The organism is Anabaena sp. CCY 9402-a (assembly GCF_963920945.1).
Taxonomy (GTDB): Bacteria; Cyanobacteriota; Cyanobacteriia; order Cyanobacteriales; family Nostocaceae; genus Trichormus; species Trichormus minutissimus.
The window spans coordinates 17,542-42,852 of sequence record NZ_CAWUDL010000060.1 but is presented as its reverse complement, the minus strand read 5'-3'; the positions used below and the strand labels follow the sequence as shown (position 1 = coordinate 42,852).

Annotated in this window: 7 protein-coding genes and 1 pseudogene; 5 read left to right on the top strand and 3 right to left on the bottom strand. The window is 43.1% G+C overall.

Going from position 1 to position 25,311, the window contains the following annotated elements:
• Positions 1 to 36: 36 nt before the first annotated feature.
• The 3 genes and pseudogenes from ACM0OR_RS20230 to ACM0OR_RS20220 all read right to left on the bottom strand — a co-directional run bounded on the left by ACM0OR_RS20230 (position 37) and on the right by ACM0OR_RS20220 (position 4,144).
• Positions 37 to 336 (bottom strand): hypothetical protein, encoded by a 300-nt coding sequence (locus tag ACM0OR_RS20230; protein ID WP_414578332.1) that lies wholly within the window; start codon positions 334 to 336, stop codon positions 37 to 39.
• A gap of 101 nt (positions 337 to 437) precedes the next feature.
• Positions 438 to 3,356: pseudogene (locus tag ACM0OR_RS20225) on the bottom strand (peptidase domain-containing ABC transporter).
• A gap of 110 nt (positions 3,357 to 3,466) precedes the next feature.
• Complete coding sequence (locus ACM0OR_RS20220) at positions 3,467 to 4,144, bottom strand: peptidylprolyl isomerase (RefSeq protein WP_414578330.1); 678 nt, start codon at positions 4,142 to 4,144, stop codon at positions 3,467 to 3,469.
• A 417-nt stretch (positions 4,145 to 4,561) separates the two neighbouring features.
• On the opposite strand from ACM0OR_RS20220, the gene ACM0OR_RS20215 reads away from it, so the two are divergent.
• The 5 genes from ACM0OR_RS20215 (at position 4,562) to ACM0OR_RS20195 (ending at position 25,254) form a co-directional block, all read left to right on the top strand.
• Complete coding sequence (locus tag ACM0OR_RS20215) at positions 4,562 to 8,182, top strand: AMP-binding protein (RefSeq protein ID WP_414578328.1); 3,621 nt, start codon at positions 4,562 to 4,564, stop codon at positions 8,180 to 8,182.
• Between the two features lie 88 nt (positions 8,183 to 8,270).
• A complete protein-coding gene (locus tag ACM0OR_RS20210; RefSeq protein ID WP_414578327.1) occupies positions 8,271 to 15,674 on the top strand; it encodes an SDR family NAD(P)-dependent oxidoreductase in 7,404 nt (2,467 codons plus the stop codon).
• Positions 15,675 to 15,780: 106 nt separating this feature from the next.
• On the top strand, positions 15,781 to 23,196 hold the full coding sequence (locus tag ACM0OR_RS20205; RefSeq protein WP_414578325.1) for an SDR family NAD(P)-dependent oxidoreductase: 7,416 nt from the start codon (positions 15,781 to 15,783) through the stop codon (positions 23,194 to 23,196).
• A gap of 197 nt (positions 23,197 to 23,393) precedes the next feature.
• Entirely contained in the window at positions 23,394 to 24,119 is a 726-nt protein-coding gene (locus ACM0OR_RS20200; protein ID WP_414578323.1) for a hypothetical protein, read from the top strand.
• Positions 24,120 to 24,156: 37 nt separating this feature from the next.
• Complete coding sequence (locus tag ACM0OR_RS20195) at positions 24,157 to 25,254, top strand: DUF1822 family protein (protein WP_414578321.1); 1,098 nt, start codon at positions 24,157 to 24,159, stop codon at positions 25,252 to 25,254.
• Positions 25,255 to 25,311: the final 57 nt, after the last annotated feature.

The following is a 25,311-nucleotide window of genomic DNA, read 5'->3' as shown; positions in this document are numbered from 1 at the left end:
CCACTCACTTTTTTTATTCTTAATACTGCTTAATCCTTAACCGAGAAGTATTGCGACACCCTCGATAGGGATTTGCACCTCGTTAACATTATCTTGAGGTTCGAGTTTTCCTTGGGCTGGAACTGCTTGTTCGATTTTGGAGACACTAGCCCAAGCGACTGCTGCAATTGAGACAAACATCAATGTCCATAATATCCCCCGTGACCACCCAGAGGATTGTTTGAGCATCAGGGGATGTTCAAAGGAGGATGCAGCAGGATTTGGTGTTTTAGGTGGTGTGGGAGTAATATTCGTATCCTGTGTTATCGTTGTCAGGCGACCGTTGTTAGAACTCATAGTATTTGGGGATTGGGGACAAATCAATTCAAAATTCAAAATGACGCTCGATGACTCGCTAACGCTGCGCTAACAAAATTCAAAATTAAAGAATTACTTACTCACACCACTACAGCTTCTTGCTGGCGGTATAAACAGTAGTAAAGACCTCTGAGAGCCATTAATTCGTCATGTGTACCTTGCTCGGCGATTCTGCCTTGTTCCATCATTAAGATAATGTCAGCGTGGCGAATAGTACCTAAACGATGGGTGATGAAGAAGACTGTTCGCCCTTCTAGTGCTTGTTGGAGATTTTGACAGACTTGGCGTTCGCTGTTGTAGTCTAAGGCACTGGTGGCTTCATCCATAATCAGGAGGCGGGGATTTTGCAGGACTGTACGAGCGATCGCAATTCTTTGTCTTTGTCCTCCAGAAAGTGCCGATCCTCTTTCCCCAACACGGGTGTTATATCCCATCGGTAGGCTCATGATGAACTCATGGGCGTAGGCGATTTTGGCGGCGTTGATGATTTCTTCTGGTGTGGCTTCGGGGTTATTTAAGGCAATGTTTTCTTGAACTGTGGTATCAAATAACAGAGTATCTTGTAATACCATGCCGATTTGTCGCCGCAGGGAATACAGTTCAACTTTGTGGATGTCGTAACCGTCGATGAGAATACGCCCAGCTTCGGGATCGTAGAGACGGGTTAAGAGTTTGGTGAGGGTGCTTTTACCTGCACCACTTTGTCCGACTACACCGACAAATTTACCAGGGGGAATATTTAAACTAATGTTGTCTAGTTGGGGGGTGGGGCTATGGGTGAAGCGGAAGGTGATATGGTCGTATTTAACTGCTCCTTGAATACCTGGTAAGGGTATATCTTGACGCACTGATTCTTCTTGAGGTGTGTCTAAAATATCACTTAATCTTTCCAGTGATAAGGCTGTTTCTTGGAAGTTTTGCCACAGTTGTACTAGCCGTAGTAGGGGGCTTGTGGTGTAACCGGCGATGATGCGGAAGGCGATTAATTGACCGAGGGTGAGTGTTCCTTGTAATACTAAAAATGCGCCCACCCAGAGGAGTAATAACCCTGAGAGTTGGTTCAGAAATTTACTGATAGAACCTGCTGTAGTGGAGGTGAGAGCATTTTTGAAACTATCAGCTACATAACGAGCATAACGGTCTTGCCATTGCCAACGCGATCGCGTTGGCAATGACTGTTTGAATCCCAGAAACTACTTCGACTAAATAAGATTGGGTTTGGGCGTTGCGTTCGGCGCGGGTGCGGGTTTGTTGGCGGATGACGGGGGCGACAATTACACCTAACAGGGCAAATAGGGGAACTGTGGCTAAGGCGACGAAGGTCAATAGCCAACTGTAGTACAGCATGACGACGATGTAAATCACGGAAAATATCGCGTCTAGGACTACTGTTAAGGCTGTACCTGTAAGGAATTGGCGGATATTCTCTAGTTCGTTAATGCGTGTGGAAAGTTCACCAACGGGACGCTTTTCAAAGTAACCCAGGGGTAGCCGCAACAGATGGTTAATGACTTCTGACCCCAAGGCCATGTCTATGCGGTTGGTGGTTTCTACGAATAAATTAGTCCGTAGGGTGGTGAGGACAGCTTCAAATAGGGCTGTAGCAACTAACAATGTCCCCAACACATTCAAGGTAGCAGGGGAGTTTTGAATTAGGACTTTATCAATAATTACCTGGGTAATTAGGGGATTCGCCAAGCCGAACAATTGGACAAAGAAGGAGGAAATTAATACCTCACTCAAGACGCGGCGATACTGGGAAACGAAGGGTAAAAACCAACTTAAGCCGAAGCGTTTACGGGGGGTTTCCTTTGTTGGTTGGAGGAGAAGAATTTCGCCTTGTTCTCCCCAAGTTTCAATGAAGGCTTTGGGTTTGTGGCGTTGTATTCCCTTTCCTGGGACACCTAACACCAGTTCGCTATCGGTAGCTTTGTAGAGGATAGCAAAGCGATTTTGCCATTGCAGTATGACTGGGGTTTGCAAGCGACTGACAGCAATGGCGGGAACTACGGCTAATTGCGCCCGTAAACCCAACATTTCGGCTAAAGAACCGCATAATTGTAAGGAAACACTACCTAATCTTTGTTGCTGATTCTGCAATACCCGGCGGATGACATCACGACGGAAAGGCATATTCCAATACTGGCTCAACATCTGGAAGCAAGCTAGAGTTTCATTTAATACTCCTTTTCCACCGACGTAAGGATATTTACCCTGTCTATCTTTGGATTCTAGGGCTGGGGGTTGTTCTGAGGCATAGGGGATATCGTCTGTGATTGTTTCTGGTTCTATTTCTGTGGGTGTGGGTTGGAAAGATACCGGGGGAATGCCGATTAACCTCGCTATACCGCTTTCTACCTTGAGATTTTGCTTCTCTGGGGATGGCTCTAAGCGATCGCCTATGGCAAAATTAGTATTACCACTACTTAACAACCAAAGCCGATGGGGATCTAATTGGCTAAGGGCTGTTTTCCCTTTGGAAAGATTCAAAACGACAGTTTGGGGAAGAATTTGCTGGACTAAATCTGTCAGTTCAACTTCCCCCAAGGCGCGGCGTTGAACTTCTAAACTCAGTAAATCAAATAACTCTGAGGTAGCACAGTGTTTAGTTAGGGCATCATTAAAGGCTTTTTCTTTTTTTAATAAAGGCTGAAAAATAACAGATGGGATAGTTAAACATACTTTTCCGTAGAGGCGATCGCAGTTTCACAACCCACGCCCCTAAGCAAACTTACCCAACCCAGAATCGCCCCTGGTTGGAGTAATTCTATAGTATCGGGAACAGCCGAATTGTAGCTATAGCCAATTAGCCGCGCTTGTCCTTCATAGATAATTGCTACATGAGCCGGCATTGTTTCTTTAACAACTATTGTTTGTCCCATCCGGTAGCGCAATAGTTGTGCTTTCTGTGTCAATTGCTCAATAGCAGAGGTAGATAGAAGGTTGAAAGGCGGCGTTATCGTCAGGAAATCAGAAATTGAGGGGATCGAAGTAGTCATATCGTGTCTGAAAAAGACTTGTTAAGTGAGACTTTCATCTCTCAAACTCTTACTCTCTGCGTCTCTGCGCCTCTGCGTGAGGTTTTTAAAACGCAAAGTATCGCGGAGGTTCACGCGGAGGTACACAGAGTTTTAGTAAGAGTTTCTTGTAATGATTCTTGTAACCATTCCTGGAAGAGTTTATTCAGGAGTTTTTTCCGGGTGGAATCATCTAATTTGCCGTGAACTATCTGTTCTAACCGCACAATAACAATCCATTCCCCTAGACGCGTGGGGGGTAATAGTTGTCCTGGTTGACTGGCGCGGAGTTTGGTAGCTAACTGGGGATGGGGTTGGGTGAGGGGTGTGGGGCCGATTAATCCGCCTGTCTGTGCTTCTGGCCCTTGGGAGTATTGACGCGCAATTTCTGCAAAACTTTGCTCTTTGGCTTTAATCCGAAAGTATAATTCTTGAGCAAGTGCCATATCACGGGTTCGTAGCAGAGAATAAGTCACCTGGTCTAGTTGCGCTTTTTGGGTGAGAAAATAAGACTCTACTTTATGTCCCCATGTCGCTAGTTTAAATTTTTCTAACCGTAATTTTCTGGTTGCTAGTGTCTCTATCTGTTGGGGATCTTCCTGTTTTGCCTGTTCTATTTCTTCTGGAGTACATTCTATAGAGGCTATAGCTTGGTCAATTAACAACTCACGATATAGTTGAGGTAGCATCTGATAACCTGCCAACAGAGATATTAACTCTGGTGCAGTGATGGTTTGCTGACACAATCTTTCTAGATAAGAATCATTCATTGCAAAATCAAGTGGACAGTTTAGTAGAATGTAATGTTTGCAATAGTAATCACTGTTGCAAATTGATTGATCAAGCTAATAACATTCAATAAGAATTACGGCTCAATTTAGAGCCATTGCAATCAAATTATTGAGAAATTTTATTAAAAATAATATACCTTAGATTACAGAGGTTAGATTGTAAAAAAATTATGTTTTTATCTGTAACAAAATAAGAAGGTTCAAATATAGCCACCCTAGCTGCTAGTAAAATCATCAACAGTCAGGTATACTAGCCTTCAGTGAAATCTTGATCAATCAGGTATTGGTGATTGAGTCCACACCCAAATTTAACTGCCAAGAAGCGCAGTTGAAAAGTGCAAATTTTTCACAAACCCTTTTAGCTAATTTCATTTCCCCAAGGCGAATTGGTGCATAATGATTAACCGCCAACGAGAAGTATTGTCATTAACTCCACACCATGCAGCGACACTTGTGGATGTCTTACGCGCATGGACACAACAACGAGGTGATTCTCTAGGTTTTGCTTTTTGGCAAGATGACAAACAGGAGCATCTTACATACAGGGAGTTAGACCACAAAGCACGAGCGATCGCAGTGCATTTACAAGCTATGCGCTGGCAGGGAGAACGTGTATTATTAATGTATCCTCTAGGGTTGGAATTGATTGCAGCTATTGTGGGTTGCTTTTATGCGGGTGTGGTGGCAGTGCCAGTTTATCCACCGCATCGTAATCACAACATGGCGAGGTTGTTGGCAATTACGGTAGATGCCCAAGCCAAAGGAATTTTGACTACAGTATCCTTAGAAGATTCTTTAAAAGAGGTAGCTAAAGATACTTTAATTGAGACTTTGCCGAAAGTTGCTACAGATGGCATGATTTTATCTGTAGGTGAGGCTTGGCAGAATCCTCGACTGACAGCCGATAGTCTGGCTTTACTACAATATACTTCTGGTTCTACCGGCACACCCAAAGGCGTGATGCTGAGTCATGGTAATTTGCTGCATAACTTAGGGCAAATTTATCAACGTTTTGGACATGATTCTAGTACCCACGTTGTTAGTTGGTTGCCACCTTATCATGACATGGGTTTGATTGGAGGGATTTTGCAGCCTTTGTATGGTGGTTTCCCTGTCACCTTGATGTCTCCTGTAGCTTTTCTACAAAAACCCCTGCGTTGGTTGCAAGCCATTTCTCAAACTCAAGCTACCACTAGCGGCGCACCGAATTTCGCCTATGAAATGTGTGTCCGCAATATTCGGCAAGAGGAATGTCTTGATTTAGATTTGAGTAGTTGGGAGTTAGCTTTTACAGGTGCAGAACCAATTCGCAGAGATACACTGGAAAGATTTGCTACGGCTTTTAAAGCTTATGGGTTTCGCCAAGAAGCGTTTTATCCTTGTTATGGTTTGGCTGAGGGGACTTTGTTTGTCACGGGGAAAACTAAGGATAATTTAGTATGTAATAATACTTCTCAACCTCTTGTTAGTTGTGGTTCTCCCAGTTATGAGCAGACTGTAATTATAGTTAATCCCGAATCTCGACAGCCTTGTACAGCAGGAGAAGAGGGGGAAATTTGGGTTAAGGGTGCAAGTGTCGCCCAAGGTTATTGGCAACGTCCCCAGGAGACGGAAGCAACTTTTCAAGCGGCGTTGGCTTCGGGAACTGGCGGGTTTTTACGCACGGGTGACTTGGGTTATTTAAGTTCAGGTGAGTTGTTTGTCACCGGTAGAATTAAAGATGTGATGATTATTCGGGGACAAAACTACTATCCTCACGATATTGAAGCGACTGTTGCCCAGTGTCATCCGGCTTTGAGTGCCTATTGGGGTGCGGCGTTTAGTGTGGAAGTGGACGGGGAAGAACGGTTGGTGGTGGTGCACGAGGTGGAGCGTAGTAGTTGGCGTAAGCTTGATGAGGATGGGATTATTGCGGCGATTCGAGGGGCTATTTCTCGTGAGTTTAGGTTGCAGGTGTATGGGATTTGTTTGTTGAAGCCGGGGAGTATTCCGAAGACTTCTAGTGGGAAGGTGCAGCGTTTTGCTTGTCGGGAGGGGTTTGTTAATCAGGGGTTGGATGTGGTGTTTGGGTGGGAGTTGGCTCACGCAGAGGCGCAGAGGCGCAAAGAGGAGAAGAAGGAGAAGATAGTAGATGGGTTGATTGGGTGGTTACGGGATTATGCTAATCATCATATTAATTCGCGGTTGATGGATGAACGGCGTTGTATTTCTCCTCATGTGGTTTTGGATTTTGGGAATAAGGGTTTGTTGGGGATGCAAGTCCCGCGTTGTTATGGTGGTTTGGGTTTGGGATATACGGAAACCATCAGGATTATACAACAGCTTGGGGCGATTGATCCGACTTTGGCTTTGTTTGTGGGGTTGAATAATGTTTTGGGGGTGCGTCCTATATTAATGTATGGGACGGATGCTTTGAAGGCGGAACTTTTACCGATTTTGGCAACGGGACGGGAATTGGCGGCTTTTGCGTTGACGGAAACGGGTGCCGGGGCAAATCCTCAAGCTATACAGTCACAGGCTATTAGTGATGGTGATGGTTGGTTGTTGCGGGGTGAAAAGATTTGGAGTGGTTCGGCTGCTTGGGCTGGTGTGATTAATGTGTTTGTAAAACATCAGTCGGGAATTAGCGGTTTTGTGGTGCGTCGGGGTAGTCCTGGTTTGCGTCAAGGTGCGGAAGCATTGACGATGGGAATGCGGGGAATGGTGCAGAATACGGTTTATTTGGAAGATATTCCGGTGACATCAGCGCAAATTTTGGGTGAAGTCGGGAAGGGGATGAATGTCGCCCAAGATGCAATGATGTATGGGAGGTTAGCGATCGCAGCTGCTTGTGTCGGTGGGATGCAACGTTGTGTACAATTAATGTGGCGTTATAGTGGACGACGACAAGTCGCTACGGGTAAGTTACTCGACCATCCTGTGGTGTTACATCGTCTGCAAGAATTGACGAATGCGATTACAGCCGTGCAGAGTTTGGTGATGCGGGTAGGAGAATTACTCGACCAAGATTATACTGTCCCCGCAGAAGTTTATGCAGCTTGTAAAATCTCTGCACCGGAATTTTATTGGCAAGCAGCTGATTTACTGGTACAAACTTTAGGGGGACGAGGATATATAGAAAGTAATATTGCACCGCAAATTCTCAGAGATGCAAGGGTTTTACGGATATTTGAAGGGCCGACAGAAACTTTATGCGGGTTTTTGGGTGCGCGTGTTCTCAAACAAGGTGAGACGCTGCAAAATTTCCTCTGTCAAACTTTGGGTGCGGTAGAAGTAGGACAAAGATTAAAGAATGCTGTCGATACAATTCGAGAACGTTTCTTTGATGACGCTAACATCACTGTTCAACGTTGGGTTTACCATCAACTCGGTAAACTCGCAACTGAAGCGATATTATGGGCTGTATTAGATGAGCCAACAGCAATAGCTTGGGTAAAACATCGGTTTGATGAGCAACTCCAAGAAATCTTGAGTTTCAACACCGACAACTTATTATTTCTCAGTTCCCAAAGTTTAGTACATCACCTCAACGAATATACAAAAACCATCGGTGATATCGAACAAAACTTGGCTGGAGAAGCACAGGAGTTAGATGAATTATTGCGTCAGTCGGTGGAGAGTCCCCAGTTCATCCCACCCATAGAAGATTTACCAGCAGTTAATACATCCTCAGAGATTCAAAACTGGTTAAAAACTTGGATATCTCAAAAATTGCGACAGCCAATTTCTACTATAGATGTAAATAAAGCCTTCGCTGATTATGGGATGGATTCCGTCACAGCCATAGAACTAACCCAAGATTTACAAGAATGGTTGAATATTTCCCAACCTTTAGATGCGACTATCGCTTGGAATTTTCCCACTATTAATGCTTTAGCTAATTATTTAGGGGAAGTCTCCCAGGAAAATGCTGTACCTTCAGATAACAACTTGGATGATTTATCTACTACAGATATAGCACAACTCTTAAGCCAAGAAATTGCGATCGCTCGTTACCGTAAACCTCAGATGAAATGATCACGCAGAGGCGCAGAGAGTGAGAGTTACAAGAGACTCCGCGCCCCTTTGCGTTTACCTCCGCGCCCCTCTGCGTTTAAAAAATCCTATGACTAACTCACCCAACTACCAAACATTGCTCAAAGACGCACTCGTAGAAATGCGACAACTACGAGCCGAAATCACAGCCTTGGAAGCACAACAAACCGAACCCATAGCTATCATTGGCATGGCTTGTAGATTTCCCGGTGGTGCAAATAACCCGGAAGCATTTTGGCAATTGTTACAGGATGGAGTGAATGCAGTCGGTGAAATTCCCTCCCAACGTTGGGATATAGAGAACTACTACGACGACAATCCCGACACCCCAGGGAAAATGTACACTCGCTACGGTCATTTTATCGACCGAGTAGATGAGTTTGATGCTCAATTTTTCGGGATTTCTCCCCGCGAAGCCCAAAGTCTCGACCCCCAACAACGTCTATTATTAGAAGTTAGCCACGAAGCTTTAGAACGTGCAGGACAATCGACGCAAAAAATTAAGGGTAGTAAGACATCTATATATATAGGACTGTGTTTTGATGACTACGCTAAACATAGCCTTTCCCATCCCACAAAAATTGATGCTTTTAGCAGTTTAGGTAACACTCGCAGCATCGCCGCCGGACGTATCGCCTATGTGTTGGGGTTGCAAGGGACAGTAATGCAACTAGATACTACCTGTTCTTCCTCCTTGCTGGGGGTACATTTAGCCTGTCAAAGTCTCCGCAACGGTGAATCTGACATGGCTTTGGCGGGAGGAGTCAACTTAATCTTAGCCCCAGAACCGATGATTGGCTTTTGTAAATTGAAAGCCTTAGCAGTCGATGGACGTTGTAAAACCTTAGATGCGGCGGCGGATGGTTATGGACGCGGTGAAGGTTGTGGTATTGTCGTCTTGAAAAAATTGCGGGATGCGATCGCAAACCATGACCCTATCTTAGCAGTAATTCGCGGTTCAGCAGTCAATCACGACGGCAGCAGCAATGGTTTAACCGCCCCTAACGGCACAGCCCAAGAAGCAGTCATTCGCCAAGCTTTGCAAAACGCCCAAGTCGAACCACACCAAGTCCAGTATAGTGAACTCCACGGCACAGGTACAGTTCTCGGCGACCCCATCGAAGTTTTAGCGTTAGCTAAGGTACTAGGTGAAGGTAGAACTTCCCATCAACCCTTATCTATCGGTTCGGTGAAAACCAACATCGGACATTTAGAAGGTGCTGCTGGGGTAGCGGGGTTAATTAAAGTCATCTTGGCACTGCAACACCAACAAATTCCCGCCCATGTCAATTTCCAACAACCAAACCCCTACATTCCCTGGCAGAAATTACCCCTCACCGTCCCGACTCAGTTAACTCCGTGGCAAAGTGAAAACGGTAAACGCATCGCCGGTATGAGTTCCTTCGGGATGAGTGGGACGAATGTACATTTAATATTAGAAGAATTTACCCCTGTTCAACATTCTCAGGAAGACGAGAGATATCATCTACTAACCATATCCGCCAAAACACCCCAGGCATTGCGGGGACTTGTAGAAGAATATATTAAATACTTTACTTCACAGCCAGAAGATAAATTTGGTGATATTTGCTTTACTTCCAACATCGGGCGATCGCACTTCCCTTACCGCGTGACGATACCCGCCAATTATTATAATTCAGTTTATGAGCAATTATTTAACTACCTGCATAATACCCCAGCAACATTACCCAGTCAAGTACCCAAAATCGCCTTTCTCTTCACCGGACAAGGTAGCCAGTATCTTAACATGGCGAGAGAACTGTACGACACCCACCCCTACTTCCGCCAACAACTTGATAAATGTTGTGAATTATTGCATCCCCACTTAAATGTAGATTTACGTGAAATTTTATTCACACCAGAAAACAAAATAAGTCCTTCCCCCCACACCCCGGTTACTGAGCAAAGTCGTTCGCGGAGCGTCTCGCAGAGAAGTACACCCCCACACCCCTACACCCTTTCCCAAACCATCTACACCCAACCCGCCATATTCGCTATCGAATACGCCTTAACTCAACTGTGGCGACACTGGGGAATTACACCTGATTTTCTCATAGGACATAGTTTAGGGGAATATGTCGCCGCTTGTATTGCTGGTGTCTTCACCTTACCAGACGCAATCAAACTAATTGCTCACCGCGCTCAGTTGATGCAACAATTGCCTGAGAATGGAAAAATGTTAGCTGTGAGTGCATCAGCCACAGAAATCGCTGAATATATCCAAGCATATTCTGAAAAAGTGGGTATTGCTGCCATCAATTCCCCAGATAATACAGTAATTTCCGGTGAACAGACAGTAATTGAACAAATAGCCGAAACCCTGCAAAATCAGGGAATCAAAACTACCCCCTTGTCCGTTTCCCACGCTTTTCACTCTCCCTTAATGGAGTCAATGGTAGAGGAATTTAGACAAGTAGCCGAGAGTATTACTTTCTATTCTCCCAAAACACCGATAATTTCTAACATCACAGGTAAAGTGATTGGTGAAGAAATTGCTAACGCCGAGTATTGGTGTAATCACATTTTACAACCCGTACAATTTGCGGCGGGGATAGAAACATTAGCCAAAGAAAACTGCGAGATTTTTCTAGAAATTGGAGTGAAAACCACCTTACTCAGTATAAGTAAAACCTGTTTATCAGCAGTAGAAAATTATTCCTGGTTGCCCAGTTTACGTCCCGGACAAAGTGATATACAAACAATCTTATCTAGCCTCGCATCATTATATATGCAAGGTATAGATATCAACTGGGAAAACTTCACCGACAACCAACCACATCAACGAGTAATTTTACCAACATATTCATTTCAACGTCAGAAATTTTGGGTAGAGAAACTTGAATTTACCCCACACTCCCCAACTCATAATCTACATCCTTTACTGGGACAGAAACTACAACTAGCCAAATCAGAAACCATATATTTCCAAAGTCAAATTTCCCAAAACAACCCAGACTTCCTACAGCAACATCAAGTCATGGGTAATAGTATAATGCCTGCTGCCGGCTATATAGAAATAGCGATCGCAGCAGCAGAACAAATATTTCCATCCAACTCCTACAACCTGCAAAACATCCAAATCATCCAACCCTTACCCACCACCCAAGAAATTACCCTACAACTAATCCTCACCCCCCTAGAACCACAAACCTACCAATTTGAAATCCTCTCCTTACATAGCGAAATAGAGCCTCCTCTCCCTCTCTGCGCCTCTGCGCCTCTGCGTGAGAAAAAAACCACCCATACAACCCACGCCACAGGAATTATCCAAACCTCCCCACCCCTTCTAGACTCCCCCCAACTCCCAACAACCTGCACCCAAAAAATCGACCCCACCACCTACTACCAAACCTGCCAAAAAGTAGGAATACAATACGGAAAATCCTTCCAAGCAATTCAACAACTATGGCGAGGAGAAAACCAAGCATTAGGCGAAATCAAACTATCACCAGAAATCGACACAACCCCCTATCAAATTCACCCCATAATATTAGACGCTTGCTTACAAGTAATGGGAGCAATTTTCCTCGACTCCCAACCACTCACAGCCTACCTACCCGTAGCCATAGAACAGTTCCAATGGAATGGAGAAAAACACCAAACTCACCTTTGGAGTTACGTTAAACTACGAGAAAAATATCTCGCCGATATTCAAATATTCAATGCTGATAGAAAAATCATAGCCACTGTCACCGGCTTAAAAATTCAGCCAATTAAACAATTAAATAACTGGCAAGATTGGTTATATAGTATTGCATGGCAAGAAAACCCTCTAACTCACCATCACTTACTAACTCCCACTAAAGTTAGTAACTCATCAATATTAAATCAGTTAGAATTAGATAATTATTTATCCCTATCATCCCAACTAGAAAAGCTGAGTTTAGCTTGCATATTACAGACATTGCAACCTGGTGAAGAATTGGGTATAGTAACCCAACATAAAAAACTATATCAGCATTTACGGCAAATTCTCAAAAACCAAGAAGACAGAGAAACACCCCCCAGCTTTAGCCAATTACGTCAAACATATCCCAACGCCACATCCGAATTAAACTTACTCGAACGCTGTACCAGCCATTTAGCAGAAGTTTTACAAGGAAACACCGACCCATTACAATTATTATTTCCAAACGGAGACTTCAGCGACTTAACGCACCTTTACCAAAATTCACCCATTGCGAAAATGATGAATACCTTGGTAAAACAAGCAATCATCACAGCCATAGCAGACATTCCCCCAGAACAACCCCTACGAATCCTCGAAATAGGCGCGGGAACTGGGGGAACAACCGCACATCTGTTACCAGAACTCGCACAGAGAAACATCGAATATTTCTTCACCGACATTTCACCCTTATTTCTCAGCAAAGCCCAGCCACAATTCGCCAATTATTCCTGTGTGCGATATCAATTATTTGATGTCGAAAAACCCCCCTCAACTCAAGGTTTCACAGAAAATAGCTTTGATATCGTCATCGCTGCTAACGTACTCCACGCCACCCAAGATTTACAGCACACTGTAACCCACATCAAACAACTTTTATCAAGAGGCGGCTTACTTGTTTTATTAGAAGGAGTACAGCCAGTATGGTGGTTAGACTTAATATTTGGTTTGACTGAAGGCTGGTGGCGTTTCCAAGATTATACTTTACGTCCCCATCATCCCCTAATTTCCAGCGAACAGTGGCAAAAATTATTAACACAGGCGGGGTATGAATCTCCAACCTTACTTGAAACCATAGGAAACCAAGCAGTAATTACAGCGCAAACCCCAAACTTACCAGATAATTGGTTGATTTTGGCAGATAAACAAGGCTTAGGAGAAAAACTCGCTACCCATCTGCAAAGCCAAGGAGTAACTTGTCATCTAATTTTTGCCGACTCCCAATTTCCCCACCTTCCCACACCAGCATCACACCTAATTAACCTCTGGGGTTTAGACGTACCTCACCCCGACGAATTAACCACAGAAGAATTGATGAAACAACAACAGACCCTCTGCGAAAGCCTGTTGTATTGCTTACAGAAAAATGTAGAGAATCAGCAATTACCGCAATGGTGGATAATAACTCAAGGAGCAGTCAACACAGGCAAAAACACCTCTATAAAAGGACTTGCAGCAACAACATTGTGGGGAATCAGTAAAGTAATACAACTAGAACATCCAGAAATCAACTGTTACTGTTTAGACCTAGATCCAACCCACACCCCCACAGAACAACTAGATATTCTTTTAAAAGAACTCCTAACCAACTCCCCAGAAAAAGAAATCGCTTGGCGCACTGAAACCCGATACACCTCAAGACTCTCTCCCACTCCTCTCTGCGTCTCTGCGCCTCTGCGTGAGAAAAACCACCAATTAACCATCTCCCAAAGAGGAACACTAGAAAACCTCACCTTCCAAACAGTTAACCGCACCCCCCCCAACCCAGGAGAAATAGAAATCCGCATTCAAGCCACAGGCGTAAACTTCCGCGACATATTAAACGCCTTAGACTTATACCCAGGCGAACCCGGAATGCTAGGCTGCGAGTGCGTCGGCGAAATAGTAGCTATCGGTACAGACGTACACCATCTACAAATCGGACAAACAGTCATAGCCTTAGCCAGTGGTAGCTTTAGCCAGTATGTCACCATCAAGGCAGACATAACAATCCCCCTACCCCAACATTTAAATATCATAGATGGCGCAACCATACCAGCCGCCTTCCTCACCGCCTTTTACACCTTGCACCAACAAGCCAAAATTCGCCCCGGTGACAAAGTTCTTATCCATGCTGCTGCGGGTGGTGTGGGACAAGCAGCCATCCAAATCGCCCAACAAGCAGGTGCAGAAATATTTGCTACCGCCAGTCCCCAGAAATGGGAAACGCTACGAAACTTAGGCGTAACCAATATTTTCAACTCTCGCACTTTAGATTTTACTGAAGAAATTCTCGCCCAAACTCAAGGAGAAGGTGTAGATATCGTCCTCAATTCCCTCCGTGGTGATTTTATCGCTGCAAGTTTCGCAGTTCTCAAACCCCAAGGAAGATTTGTAGAAATTGGCAAAATTGATGTATGGACAGAGGAACAGGTAAAACAAGTTAAACCAAATGCAGATTACTTTTTGGTAGATTTATTTGAATTGTGCTACCAGCAACCAGAACTGATACAGAATATGTTACAGCAGTTAGTGGAGGAATTTGAGCAACATCGCCTGCAACCCCTAGCTGCGAAAGTATTCCCCATGACTCAAATAGTAGATGCTTTTCGGTATATGCAGCAAGGTAAGCATATTGGGAAAGTGGTAATAGACTGGGGACTGGGAAATTCTCTATATCCTCTCAAAGAGAATTGTACTTATTTAATTACTGGTGGTTTGGGTGGTTTAGGTTTATTGGTGGCGGAATGGCTGGTGAAAATGGGGGCTTGTCATTTGCTGCTATTGGGACGCAATGCGCCTACAGCTGATGCAATATCAAAGATTCAGGAATTAGAAACTACAGGTGCAAGAATAGCGATCGCACAAATAGATGTATCCCAAACGGCAGATTTAAGCAACATCTTGACAGAAATCGAAACCTCTGCACATCCCCTAGCCGGAATTATCCATGCGGCGGGAGTATTAGATGATGGCGCGTTATTACAAATGAACTGGGAACGCTTTCAAAAAGTCATGGCGGCGAAAGTCATGGGGGCGTGGAATCTACATACATTAACCCAACACCTACCTTTAGATTTCTTCGTCCTCTTCTCCTCAGCCACCGCCCTATTCGGTTCACCGGGACAAGCAAACCACGTAGCTGCAAATACATTTCTTGATACCCTAGCCCATTACCGAACCACCAAAGGCTTACCAGCACTGAGTATTAACTGGGGAATTTGGTCAGAAATTGGTTCAGCTACCCAAGCCACCAAGCAAATGCAGCAAAGAGGAATTGATGCGATCGCACCTGCTGAGGGTATCCAAATTTTACAACACCTCATCACCCAACCCCTCACCCAAGTTGGAGTAGTACCAATTGATTGGGAAAAATTCGCCCAACAAGGAATTACCTCACCATTTTTCGAGCATTTTTACACAACAAAAACCCCAGAAACCACCCAAACACCACCCCCCAAAACAGATTTACTAGAAAAACTATCTCAACTAGATAAAACAGCAGGTTACGAACTACTCGAAACCTATCTCCGCGAACAAATAGCCAAAGTCTTAGGTTTCCTACCCCATGAAATTAACCCCCAAACCGGATTTTTCGACTTAGGAATGGACTCACTCACCGCCATTGAATTCAAAAACGGCCTACAAACCAACCTCAAAATCACACTCCCCTCAACCATAGCCTTCGACTATCCCAACATTCAAACATTAGCCCACCACCTCAGCAATGAACTACAACAAACCCCAGAACTCTCCACCGCAGAAATCGCCCAACTACTAGCCCAAGAACTCGAACAACTCAACTAAATCCGCGCCCCTTTGCGTTTACCTCCCTTCGGGTTCACCAGTCGTCTACGGAGGGAAACCCTCCTACAACGCTGGTTCACCGCGCTCCCTCTGCGTTTAAAAAACCATGACACAAGACTACCGCACCCTAATGCAAAACGCCCTCAAGCAAATCCAAGACTTGCGGGGACAAATCAAAACACTCACTGAAAATCAAACCGAACCCATAGCAATAATTGGAATGGGGTGTCGCCTTCCTGGCGGTGCGGACACACCCGAAAATTTGTGGCAATTATTACGCAACGGACATGATGTAATTACGGAAACACCGAGCGATCGCTGGTCTCTAGAAACCTTCTACCACAACAAACCCGCCACCCCTGGCAAAATGTCCACCCGTTACGGCGGTTTTATCGAACACCTCAAAGAATTTGACGCAGACTTTTTTGGTATCGCCCCAAAAGAAGCCATTTCCCTAGACCCCCAACAACGACTATTATTAGAAGTCACTTGGGAAGCCTTAGAAAACACAGGTATCTTACCCGAACAACTTACAGGTAGCCAAACCGGAGTTTTCATTGGTATCAGCAGCAACGACTACACCACCCACCTATTAAATCGCCCAGTCACAGACATCGACGCTTATTTAGCCACAGGTAATTCCCACAGTACCGCAGCCGGTCGGATTTCCTACATCTTAGGATTCACAGGCCCTTCCTTAGCCGTAGACACCGCCTGTTCCTCGTCCCTAGTCGCCGTACATCTCGCCTGTCAAAGCCTCCGCCAAGGAGAATGTCAACTCGCTGTAGTCGGTGGTGTAAATCGCATCCTTTCCCCAGAATTTACCATCAACTTTTCCCAAGCGCGGATGTTAGCAGCCGATGGACGATGTAAAACCTTTGATGCTAAAGCTGATGGCTTTGTAAGGGGTGAAGGCTGCGGCATAATCATTCTGCAAAAATTGAGCGATGCCATAGCCGCCGGGAATCCTATACTAGCAGTAATTCGGGGTAGTGCCGTCAACCAAGATGGACGCAGTAGCGGCTTAACAGTTCCGAATGGTCTTTCACAACAAGCGGTTATTAGACAAGCCTTAAAAAATGCGACTCTAAAACCTAGTGATATTACTTATATAGAAGCACATGGAACAGGTACAGCCTTGGGAGATCCCATTGAAATTGGGGCTTTAGGGGCTGTATTTGGGGAAAGTCATCAAGAATCGCCTTTATTAGTAGGTTCACTCAAAACCAACATCGGACACTTAGAAGCTGCTGCGGGTATCGCCGGGTTAATCAAAGTAGTCCTGGCGTTGAAATATGGGGAAATTCCCCCTCATCTGCATTTTGAACAACCAAACCCCCATATTTCCTGGGAACAGTTTCCCATTCATATTCCCACCACTTGCACACCTTGGCATGGAAAAAAAATAGCTGGGGTAAGTTCCTTTGGCTTTAGTGGAACTAACGCTCATATTATTTTGGAATCTACAGAAATTCCCAATCAAAATAGAGAAAATACTATAGAACGTCCTCTACATATTCTGACCTTATCAGCTAAAACTGAGACAGCATTAAAACAACTAGCCCAAAGCTATATCAACCATCTCAAGGATAATGATTGGGCAGATATTTGTTATAGTGCAAATGTTGGAAGAAGTCAATTTGAACATCGTCTAGCTATCATCGCCGATTCCCTGACCACAGCCCAAGAAAAATTAAATTGTTTCATCAATAATGAAGCAACCACAAACATATTTACAACTAGAATAAATTCTCAACCTCGCCCCAAAATCGCCTTTCTCTTCACTGGACAAGGTTCACAATATCAAAATATGGGTTGGGAACTATATCAAACCGCACCATTATTCCAAGAAACAATAGATAAGTGCTGTGAATTATTATTAGCTGATTTAGGCTTAGACCTTCGTTCAGTATTATTTCAGGAAGACAACAAAAATAGTAACGAATTAATTCCTCAAACCCGCTATACTCAACCCGCATTATTCATCCTAGAATACGCACTGTGTCAACTGTGGCTATCCTGGGGAATTAAACCTGATTTTCTCATGGGACATAGCGTTGGTGAATATGTCGCTGCTTGTATTGCTGGAGTTTTCAATTTAGAAGATGGTTTAAAACTAATTGCTACTCGTGCGCGTTTAATGCAGCAACTACCACCAGGTAAAATGGTAGCAGTAGCAGCCAGTGCATCTCAATTACAAAACCTCATATTACTTTATCATCAACAAGTTTCCATTGCTGCAATTAATGCCCCTAATAATACAGTAATTTCTGGTGAAACTGCTGCCATTGAGAAAATTATTGCTGTTTTAGCATCCCAAAATATTCAAGCCACACCTCTATCAGTATCCCATGCTTTCCACTCACCTATGATGGAAGCCATGTTAGGAGAATTTGAACAAATTGCCCGTACTATTAATTTTCATCCGCCGAAATATCCAATCATATCTAACGTCACAGGTAGCTTAATTAGTGCAGAAATTGCTACTCCTGAATATTGGTGTCGTCACATTCGCCAACCAGTACAGTTTCTTGCTAGTGTCGAAACGCTAATTCAACAAAATTGCAGCATATTTTTAGAAGTAGGAGCAAAGCCCACCTTACTACAAATGGCACGCTCTGTTATTGCCCAAGCTGATAAATATTTGTGGCTACCAAGCTTACAGCCAAAACAACAAGATTGGCAGGTAATACTATCAAGTATCGCCGCATTATATGGCAAAGGAGTAAAAATTGATTGGCATAAATTTGAGCAGAATTACCACCGTCAACGCTTAGACTTACCAAACTATCCTTTCCAAAGACAACATTTTTGGATAGATATTAAACCAGTAAATAAAAGTTACTATTCATCTTCAGATGATAATATTCATCCCTTATTAGGACAGCAATTAAACTTAGCTAAATCTTCTGATATTTACTTTGAGCAACAAATTGCTACTAATAACCCTGCTTATCTACAAGGCCATAAAGTATTTAACCAAATCATCGTCCCTGGTGCAGCATATTTAGAAATGTCTTTAGCTGCGGCAAAGACAATATTTAAAGATGTTAGTATTGCTGTAGAAACAATTTCTTTTCAAGAAACTTGTATTTTAATTCCAGATTATCCCAAAAATATACAATTCATCCTGAAGAATAATCATGAATTTGAAATTGTCAGTATAGAACTCACCCCACCCCAACTCTCCCCTTACCAAAAGGAGGGAATAGATAATAATTGGATAACTCATGCTACTGGTAAAATAAAACCTCACAACAATATTCCCCAAACCAAGCAGATAAATCTTGCAGAACTGCAAAAGCAATTCACTCAAATCACCGACATTACCGATTTTTATCAAACCCTTACTCAAGTAGGAATTGACTACGGTGAAACCTTCCAAGCCATTATTCAAATTTGGCATCACGAAAACCAAGCTTTAGCAGAAATTCACTTGCCATTAGCTTGTAATTGTCGTGATAATTATCAATTTCATCCCATTATTATCGATGCTTGTTTGCAAACCATAGCAGCAATTTTTTACAATCAACCTACACCCTCTGTTTACCTACCTATTGGCGTAAATAAATTGTCAATTTATCAACCCATTGGAGAAAGCGTTTGGAGTTTAGTTAAATTACTTACTCCAGATAAAGCTTCCCCCATTTTAATTGCAGATATTCAAATTCTGTCACCAGCAGGACGAGTAATTGCTGTAGTTGAAGGATTAAAACTCAAAAAAATACAATCATCAACTATTACAGATTGGCAAAATTGGTTATATGAAATTGAATGGAGAATACAACCTTTAAGCATCACCTCTGATATTTCCCTGAAATCCCCAGTCGAAATTGCCCAAGAATTAGCACCTAAATTTGCAGAACTATTAACAACAGAGGAAATTAAAACTTATGCCCAATTACTACCACAACTCGAAGCACTAAGTTTTTATTATATCACTCAAGCCTTACAAAATATTGATATTTTATCAGCAGAAATTACCCCGCAACATCAGCAATTATATACACACCTACTTTCTCTCATCCAAAATCAGTATGAATATGAAAAACCCCAACTTACCCCAACACATTACCCAGAAATAACAGCAGAATTAAACCTGATAGAACGTTGCGGTACAAATTTAGCTAAAGTTTTACAAGGAGAATGTAATCCTGTAGATTTGTTATTCCCCAACGGAGACTTATCAACCCTTACCCAACTGTATCAAAACTCGCTTGGTGCGAAGGTAATGAATACCTTAGTACAGCAATCGATAAACTCAGCTTTAAAAGATTTACCTCCAGGGGAAAAGGTAAGAATTTTAGAAATTGGTGCGGGTACTGGCGGAACAACAGCTTATGTTTTACCACAACTCATCAACAAATCTGTAGAATATGTATTCACAGATATTTCACCTTTATTTCTAGCAAAGGCGCGTCAGCAATTTTCAGAGTATGAATTTGTGAGTTACCAAACTCTAAATATTGAACAACCTTCAAACAATCAAGATATTAACCTTCATAGTTTTGACATAGTAATTGCAGCTAACGTCCTCCACGCAACTGAAAATTTAACTCACACAATTACTAATGTTAAATCATTACTCAAAAATCACGGGTTACTCATCCTTTTAGAAGGTACAATCCCCAGTGTTTGGATAGATTTAATTTTTGGTTTGACTGAAGGTTGGTGGCGTTTTCAAGATAAAGATTTACGCCCACATCATCCCCTGATTTCTACTGATGCTTGGCAAAATTTATTACAAACACACGGCTTTACCAACGTTGTAAATATTACTCCTGATTCAATTCTCCCAGAAGCATTATCCCAACAAAGCGTAATTGTGGCAAAACTTTCACAGAGAGCTAAAAACCAGGAAAAATGCTTGATTATTACAGATTTATCCGCATGGGGAGATGCGATAAATAAACAATTACAATTGTCATCTTTCACCCTCAAACCTTCAGATAATATTCAAGAATTCCTCAATCAATCTATCAAACACATCATTTATATCGCTGGTTGTCAAGACAGTATTGATGAATGTAATAATCTTCTCCACCTCGTCCAAACTCTCATTCAAACCCAACATTACCCCATCAACCTTTGGTTAGTTACTCAAGGTGCTATCAATCCCCACACCACTACAGGATTAAATCAATCTTCTCTCTGGGGTATGGGCAAAGTCATCCGTTTAGAACACCCAGAATTAAATTGTCGATGTGTCGATTTAGACCCCACAAAAGAATTACTTACTCAAGTTGAAACCCTCGTTACCGAAATTACCCATCCTGGAGAAGAAGCACAAATCGCCTTACACGCATCTGGCCGCAAGGTAGCCAGATTAACTCGCTGCACTTATCAAACTCTTCCCGATGAACCATATCGCTTAACAATTGGTAAACGCGGCGTACTTACATCCTTAAAATGGCAACCTTCCCTCCGTCGTCAACCCCAAGCCGGAGAGGTAAAAATTCAAGTAAAAGCCACCGGATTAAATTTTATTGATGTTCTCGATGCTTTGGGATTACTACTTTTTGAACGTGATTGGTTTGGTGTCGAATGTGCTGGGGAGGTTGTCGCAGTCGGTGAGGGTGTCACACATTTAAATGTGGGTGATGCTGTGGTGGCTTTGGCTGCTGATAGTTTTAGTCAATATGTGACAACTAACGCTAATTATGTAATTAAAAAACCAGATTCCCTAAGTTTTACAGCCGCAGCCGCCATTCCCGCCAATTTCCTTACTGCTGCTTATGCTTTGTGGGAAGTTGCGAAAATTCAACCGGGACAACGCATCCTCATTCACGCGGCGACTGGGGGAACTGGTATGGCTGCTTTACAAATTGCCCAACAAGCCGGGTTAGAAGTCTTCGCTACAGCTAGTCCTGGGAAATGGGATACGTTACACGCTTTAGGTGTGGAACATATCTTTAATTCTCGTACCTTGGATTTTGCCGAGGAAATTCTCGAAATTACCCAGGGGGAAGGGGTGGATATTGTATTTAACTCCCTGTCTGGTGAATTTATCCCAGCTAGTTTATCTGTTCTTAAACCCCAAGGACAGTTTATCGAAATTGGTAAACGGGGAGTTTGGAACGCGCAACAAGTTGCTCAAGTCAAGTCTCAAGTTGCTTATCATCTAGTGGATTTGATGAGTGTTGCTCAACAACAACCCCAGATAATCCAAACCTTGTTACATTGTCTCACGGCAGAGTTCTCTACAGGGAAAATGCAGCCGCTTCCTGAAACAATTTTCCCCACCACCAAGATAGTAGAAGCTTTGCAGATGATGCAACAAGCCCAACATATCGGCAAAATAGTTATTACCCACACACCCACTAAGTCAGTAAAACCCGATGCAACCTACTTAATTACAGGGGGAATGGGCGGTTTAGGTTTGCGTGTGGCGCGTTGGTTAGTAGAAGAAGGTGCAAAATATCTCGTACTTTTGGGACGTAACCAACCAGATACACAAGCACAGCAACAAATTCAAGCCTTACAAGCAACAGGGGCAACAATTATTATCACTCAGACAGATGTGAGCCAAAAAGACGAACTAGCAGCAGTTTTGACAGATATTCAGCAAAACCATCCACCTTTGCGGGGGATTATTCACGCTGCTGGAGTTTTAGATGATGGAATTTTACAGCAATTAACTCCAGAGCGATCGCACCGCGTCATGAATCCCAAAGTTACCGGTGCTTGGAATCTCCACCAATTAACCCAAAATATCCCCCTAGATTATTTCATTATGTTTTCTTCCGCAGCTTCCCTTCTAGGTTCTCCAGGACAGGCGAACCACGTAGCTGCAAATACCTTCCTCGATGCTTTAGCCCAATATCGCCACCATCAGGGATTACCTGCACTGAGTATCAATTGGGGTGTATGGTCTGATATTGGTGCAGCAGCTAAAAGACAAGTTTCTAATCAAATGAGTTCACGGGGTATCGGTGAAATTACTCCCGACCAAGGTATAGATATTTTAGAATTTCTCCTCACCCAATCTTCCACACAAGTAGGGGTAATTCCTATCAATTGGTCAGAACTGCTCAAGCAAAAATCATCCTCATCTTTCTTTAGCGATTTTTACAACCAAGCACCAGCAACCACCAATCAAAATCAAACCTCACAATTAATAGAGCAAATCAAATCTTTAGGAATAAAAGAACGTATTTCATATTTAAGAAATTACCTACAAACAGAAGTCAGTCAAGTTTTAGGTTCGCCCTCCTCCCAACTACCAGATGTGCAATTAGGATTTTTTGATATGGGTATGGATTCACTGATGATGGTAGAGTTGCGTAGTCATCTAGAAAACAATTTAAAGCAAACCATTCCTTCTACAGTGTTGTTTGAACATCCCACTATTAATGCTTTAGCTGAGTATATTGCTACCCAGTTGTTACCACCAGAGAAAACTGTTATTTCCGCAATAACTGAACAACAGGATCTCAACCCTCCAGATAACTTCTCCTCTGAAAAGGAAGTTGAAATGTCCATCACCGCAGAATTAGCAGCAATAGAATCTTTATTAACATGAATCTCCAAGGGAAGCGCGAAAGAAAGTGCAAGTAATATTATGTATTACTTTTTTAGGTGCAGAATGTGGAATATGAAGTTTTGTAAACAATTAGAAATCCCCTAGTCTCCGACTCCGATAACCCTTCAGGCGAGTCAGAGGAGGGTTGGTGCTGTGATGGTATTCAAACCTAAACTAATTGGGTCTGGATAATCTCTATGTCTTATATGAAAATTGTCTGGCTGCAAGCTGCTTTAAATAATCCTATTGAAAAGAGTAAGCTTTTACAGCAACCACAAAAGCTGCGGGAAATCATTAATGATATTCCGGCGCGTCAATGGCTATTTGAGCAAGTGTGTCAAACTGATGACCCCAATCGGGCAAGTCAAACCAAGGAGTTCATTATGATTATGATGAAATCTTCCAGGTTGATTTGGTGTGGGGGTGGCAAGATATCACCTGATATCTATGAGGAAGCTTTATCACGCACTTGGGAATGGTTTAATAAGGATATTTGTCAAGCATATAATCCAGAAAAAGGTAGCTTTATTACTTGGTTTAACCAGAAGCTAAAATTCAGGATTCTAGATGTTATTCGCGACCAAGAGAAGGACAATAAAAGACGGTTACATCTGCCTGCTGATGAAGAAAATAGTGAGTGGATTTATCCGCCTGCGCCAGAGCCTGATCGTTGGCATGAAACTATCCAAGAATGGCTAGATTTAGTGCAGAATCATCCGCAGCAGTTTAGAAATTGTCGAATGCAAAATCATCCCGATGTCAACTGTCAGTTTTTGTTGATTCATATTTTGCAGTTGTTGCGCGATTCAGGAGATATTTCTTGGGATGTTCTGGCTCAAAAGTATGGGGTCGAAGCATCGGCGTTGAGGAGATTTTGTAAGCTGCGATGTTTCCCTATTTTCAAACAGTTGTTGTCTAAATAATATTCCGACAAGTGCAAACGTTTTTTTGACACGAATCATGATTGAACCAATCAAAATTTTGATTACCGCGAGCGATCGCCAACAAGCATACCACTTTGCTCAACAACAGCCGACTCAAGCGCGATCGCAACAAGTTTATCGTAATACTTTAGCTGTGTTGGTGACTCAACGTTGTTTGCAACTGTTGGGTATTGATACCGATTTATCAGCTAGCCATAGCTGGAATCCTCTAGAGCAGCAGTTAGAAAACATTGCAGACTTGTATATTCCCAGTTTACAAGGCTTTTTAGAATGTCGGGCTTTGCGGGAGTGCGATCGCAAATGTCACATACCCCCGGAAGTTTGGTCAGAACGTCTTGGCTACGTGATGATTGAACTTGATGAACCTTACCAAGAGGGGCAAATTTTAGGATTTGTGGAATCTGTCTCAGTATCGGAACTACCGCGCAGTTATTTTCAATCCCTTGATATCTTGCTGGAGTGCTTGACTTCAGAACCGCAACCAGAACCAACAGTACAACTCAGCCATTGGCTCAAACGCACCTTTGAATCGGATTGGCAACCCCCACAAGACTTGCTGAACATGGTGAAAACCTCCGTCGTCCGATTTTCTCAGCCACAGCCACAACGAGGTGATGACCCCCTTCGCCAACAGGTTGAACAACTCTATCGCCGACAATCTTCTAATTTGGTGCAATCCGTTCCCCTGCACCTAAATCCCCAGGAAGCTTTGGTAAATCTCATCCAAACGACTCAAGATGATGAAATTCGCTGGCAATCTGCGGAATTATTGTGGGAACTAAATCCACAACATCCAGTTTGCCCAGTCATCAGTGCTAAAGATTTAGGAATTTATCTGATTGGGCATTCTGTAGTGCTGATGGTAGGCATTTTGCCTAAGTCAGATGGCAGAATGTTAATTCTGTTGCGGGTGTACCCCCTAGAAAAAATGTCTCCCCTACCCCCAGGTTTGAGGCTCATCGGGCTGGATGAAACCGGGAATCTGTTTTTTGAAGTGGAATCCCGCCAGCAAGATGATTATATCCAATTCAAGTTTACGGCAGATAGAGGCGATCGCTTTAGTGTCCGTGTCGTTCTCCATGATGCCAGCTTTACTGAAAATTTTGTTGTTTAACTGATCATTAGCTGATCATTGCGTAATTTTACTCAATCATGCTTATCTAGAATAAAT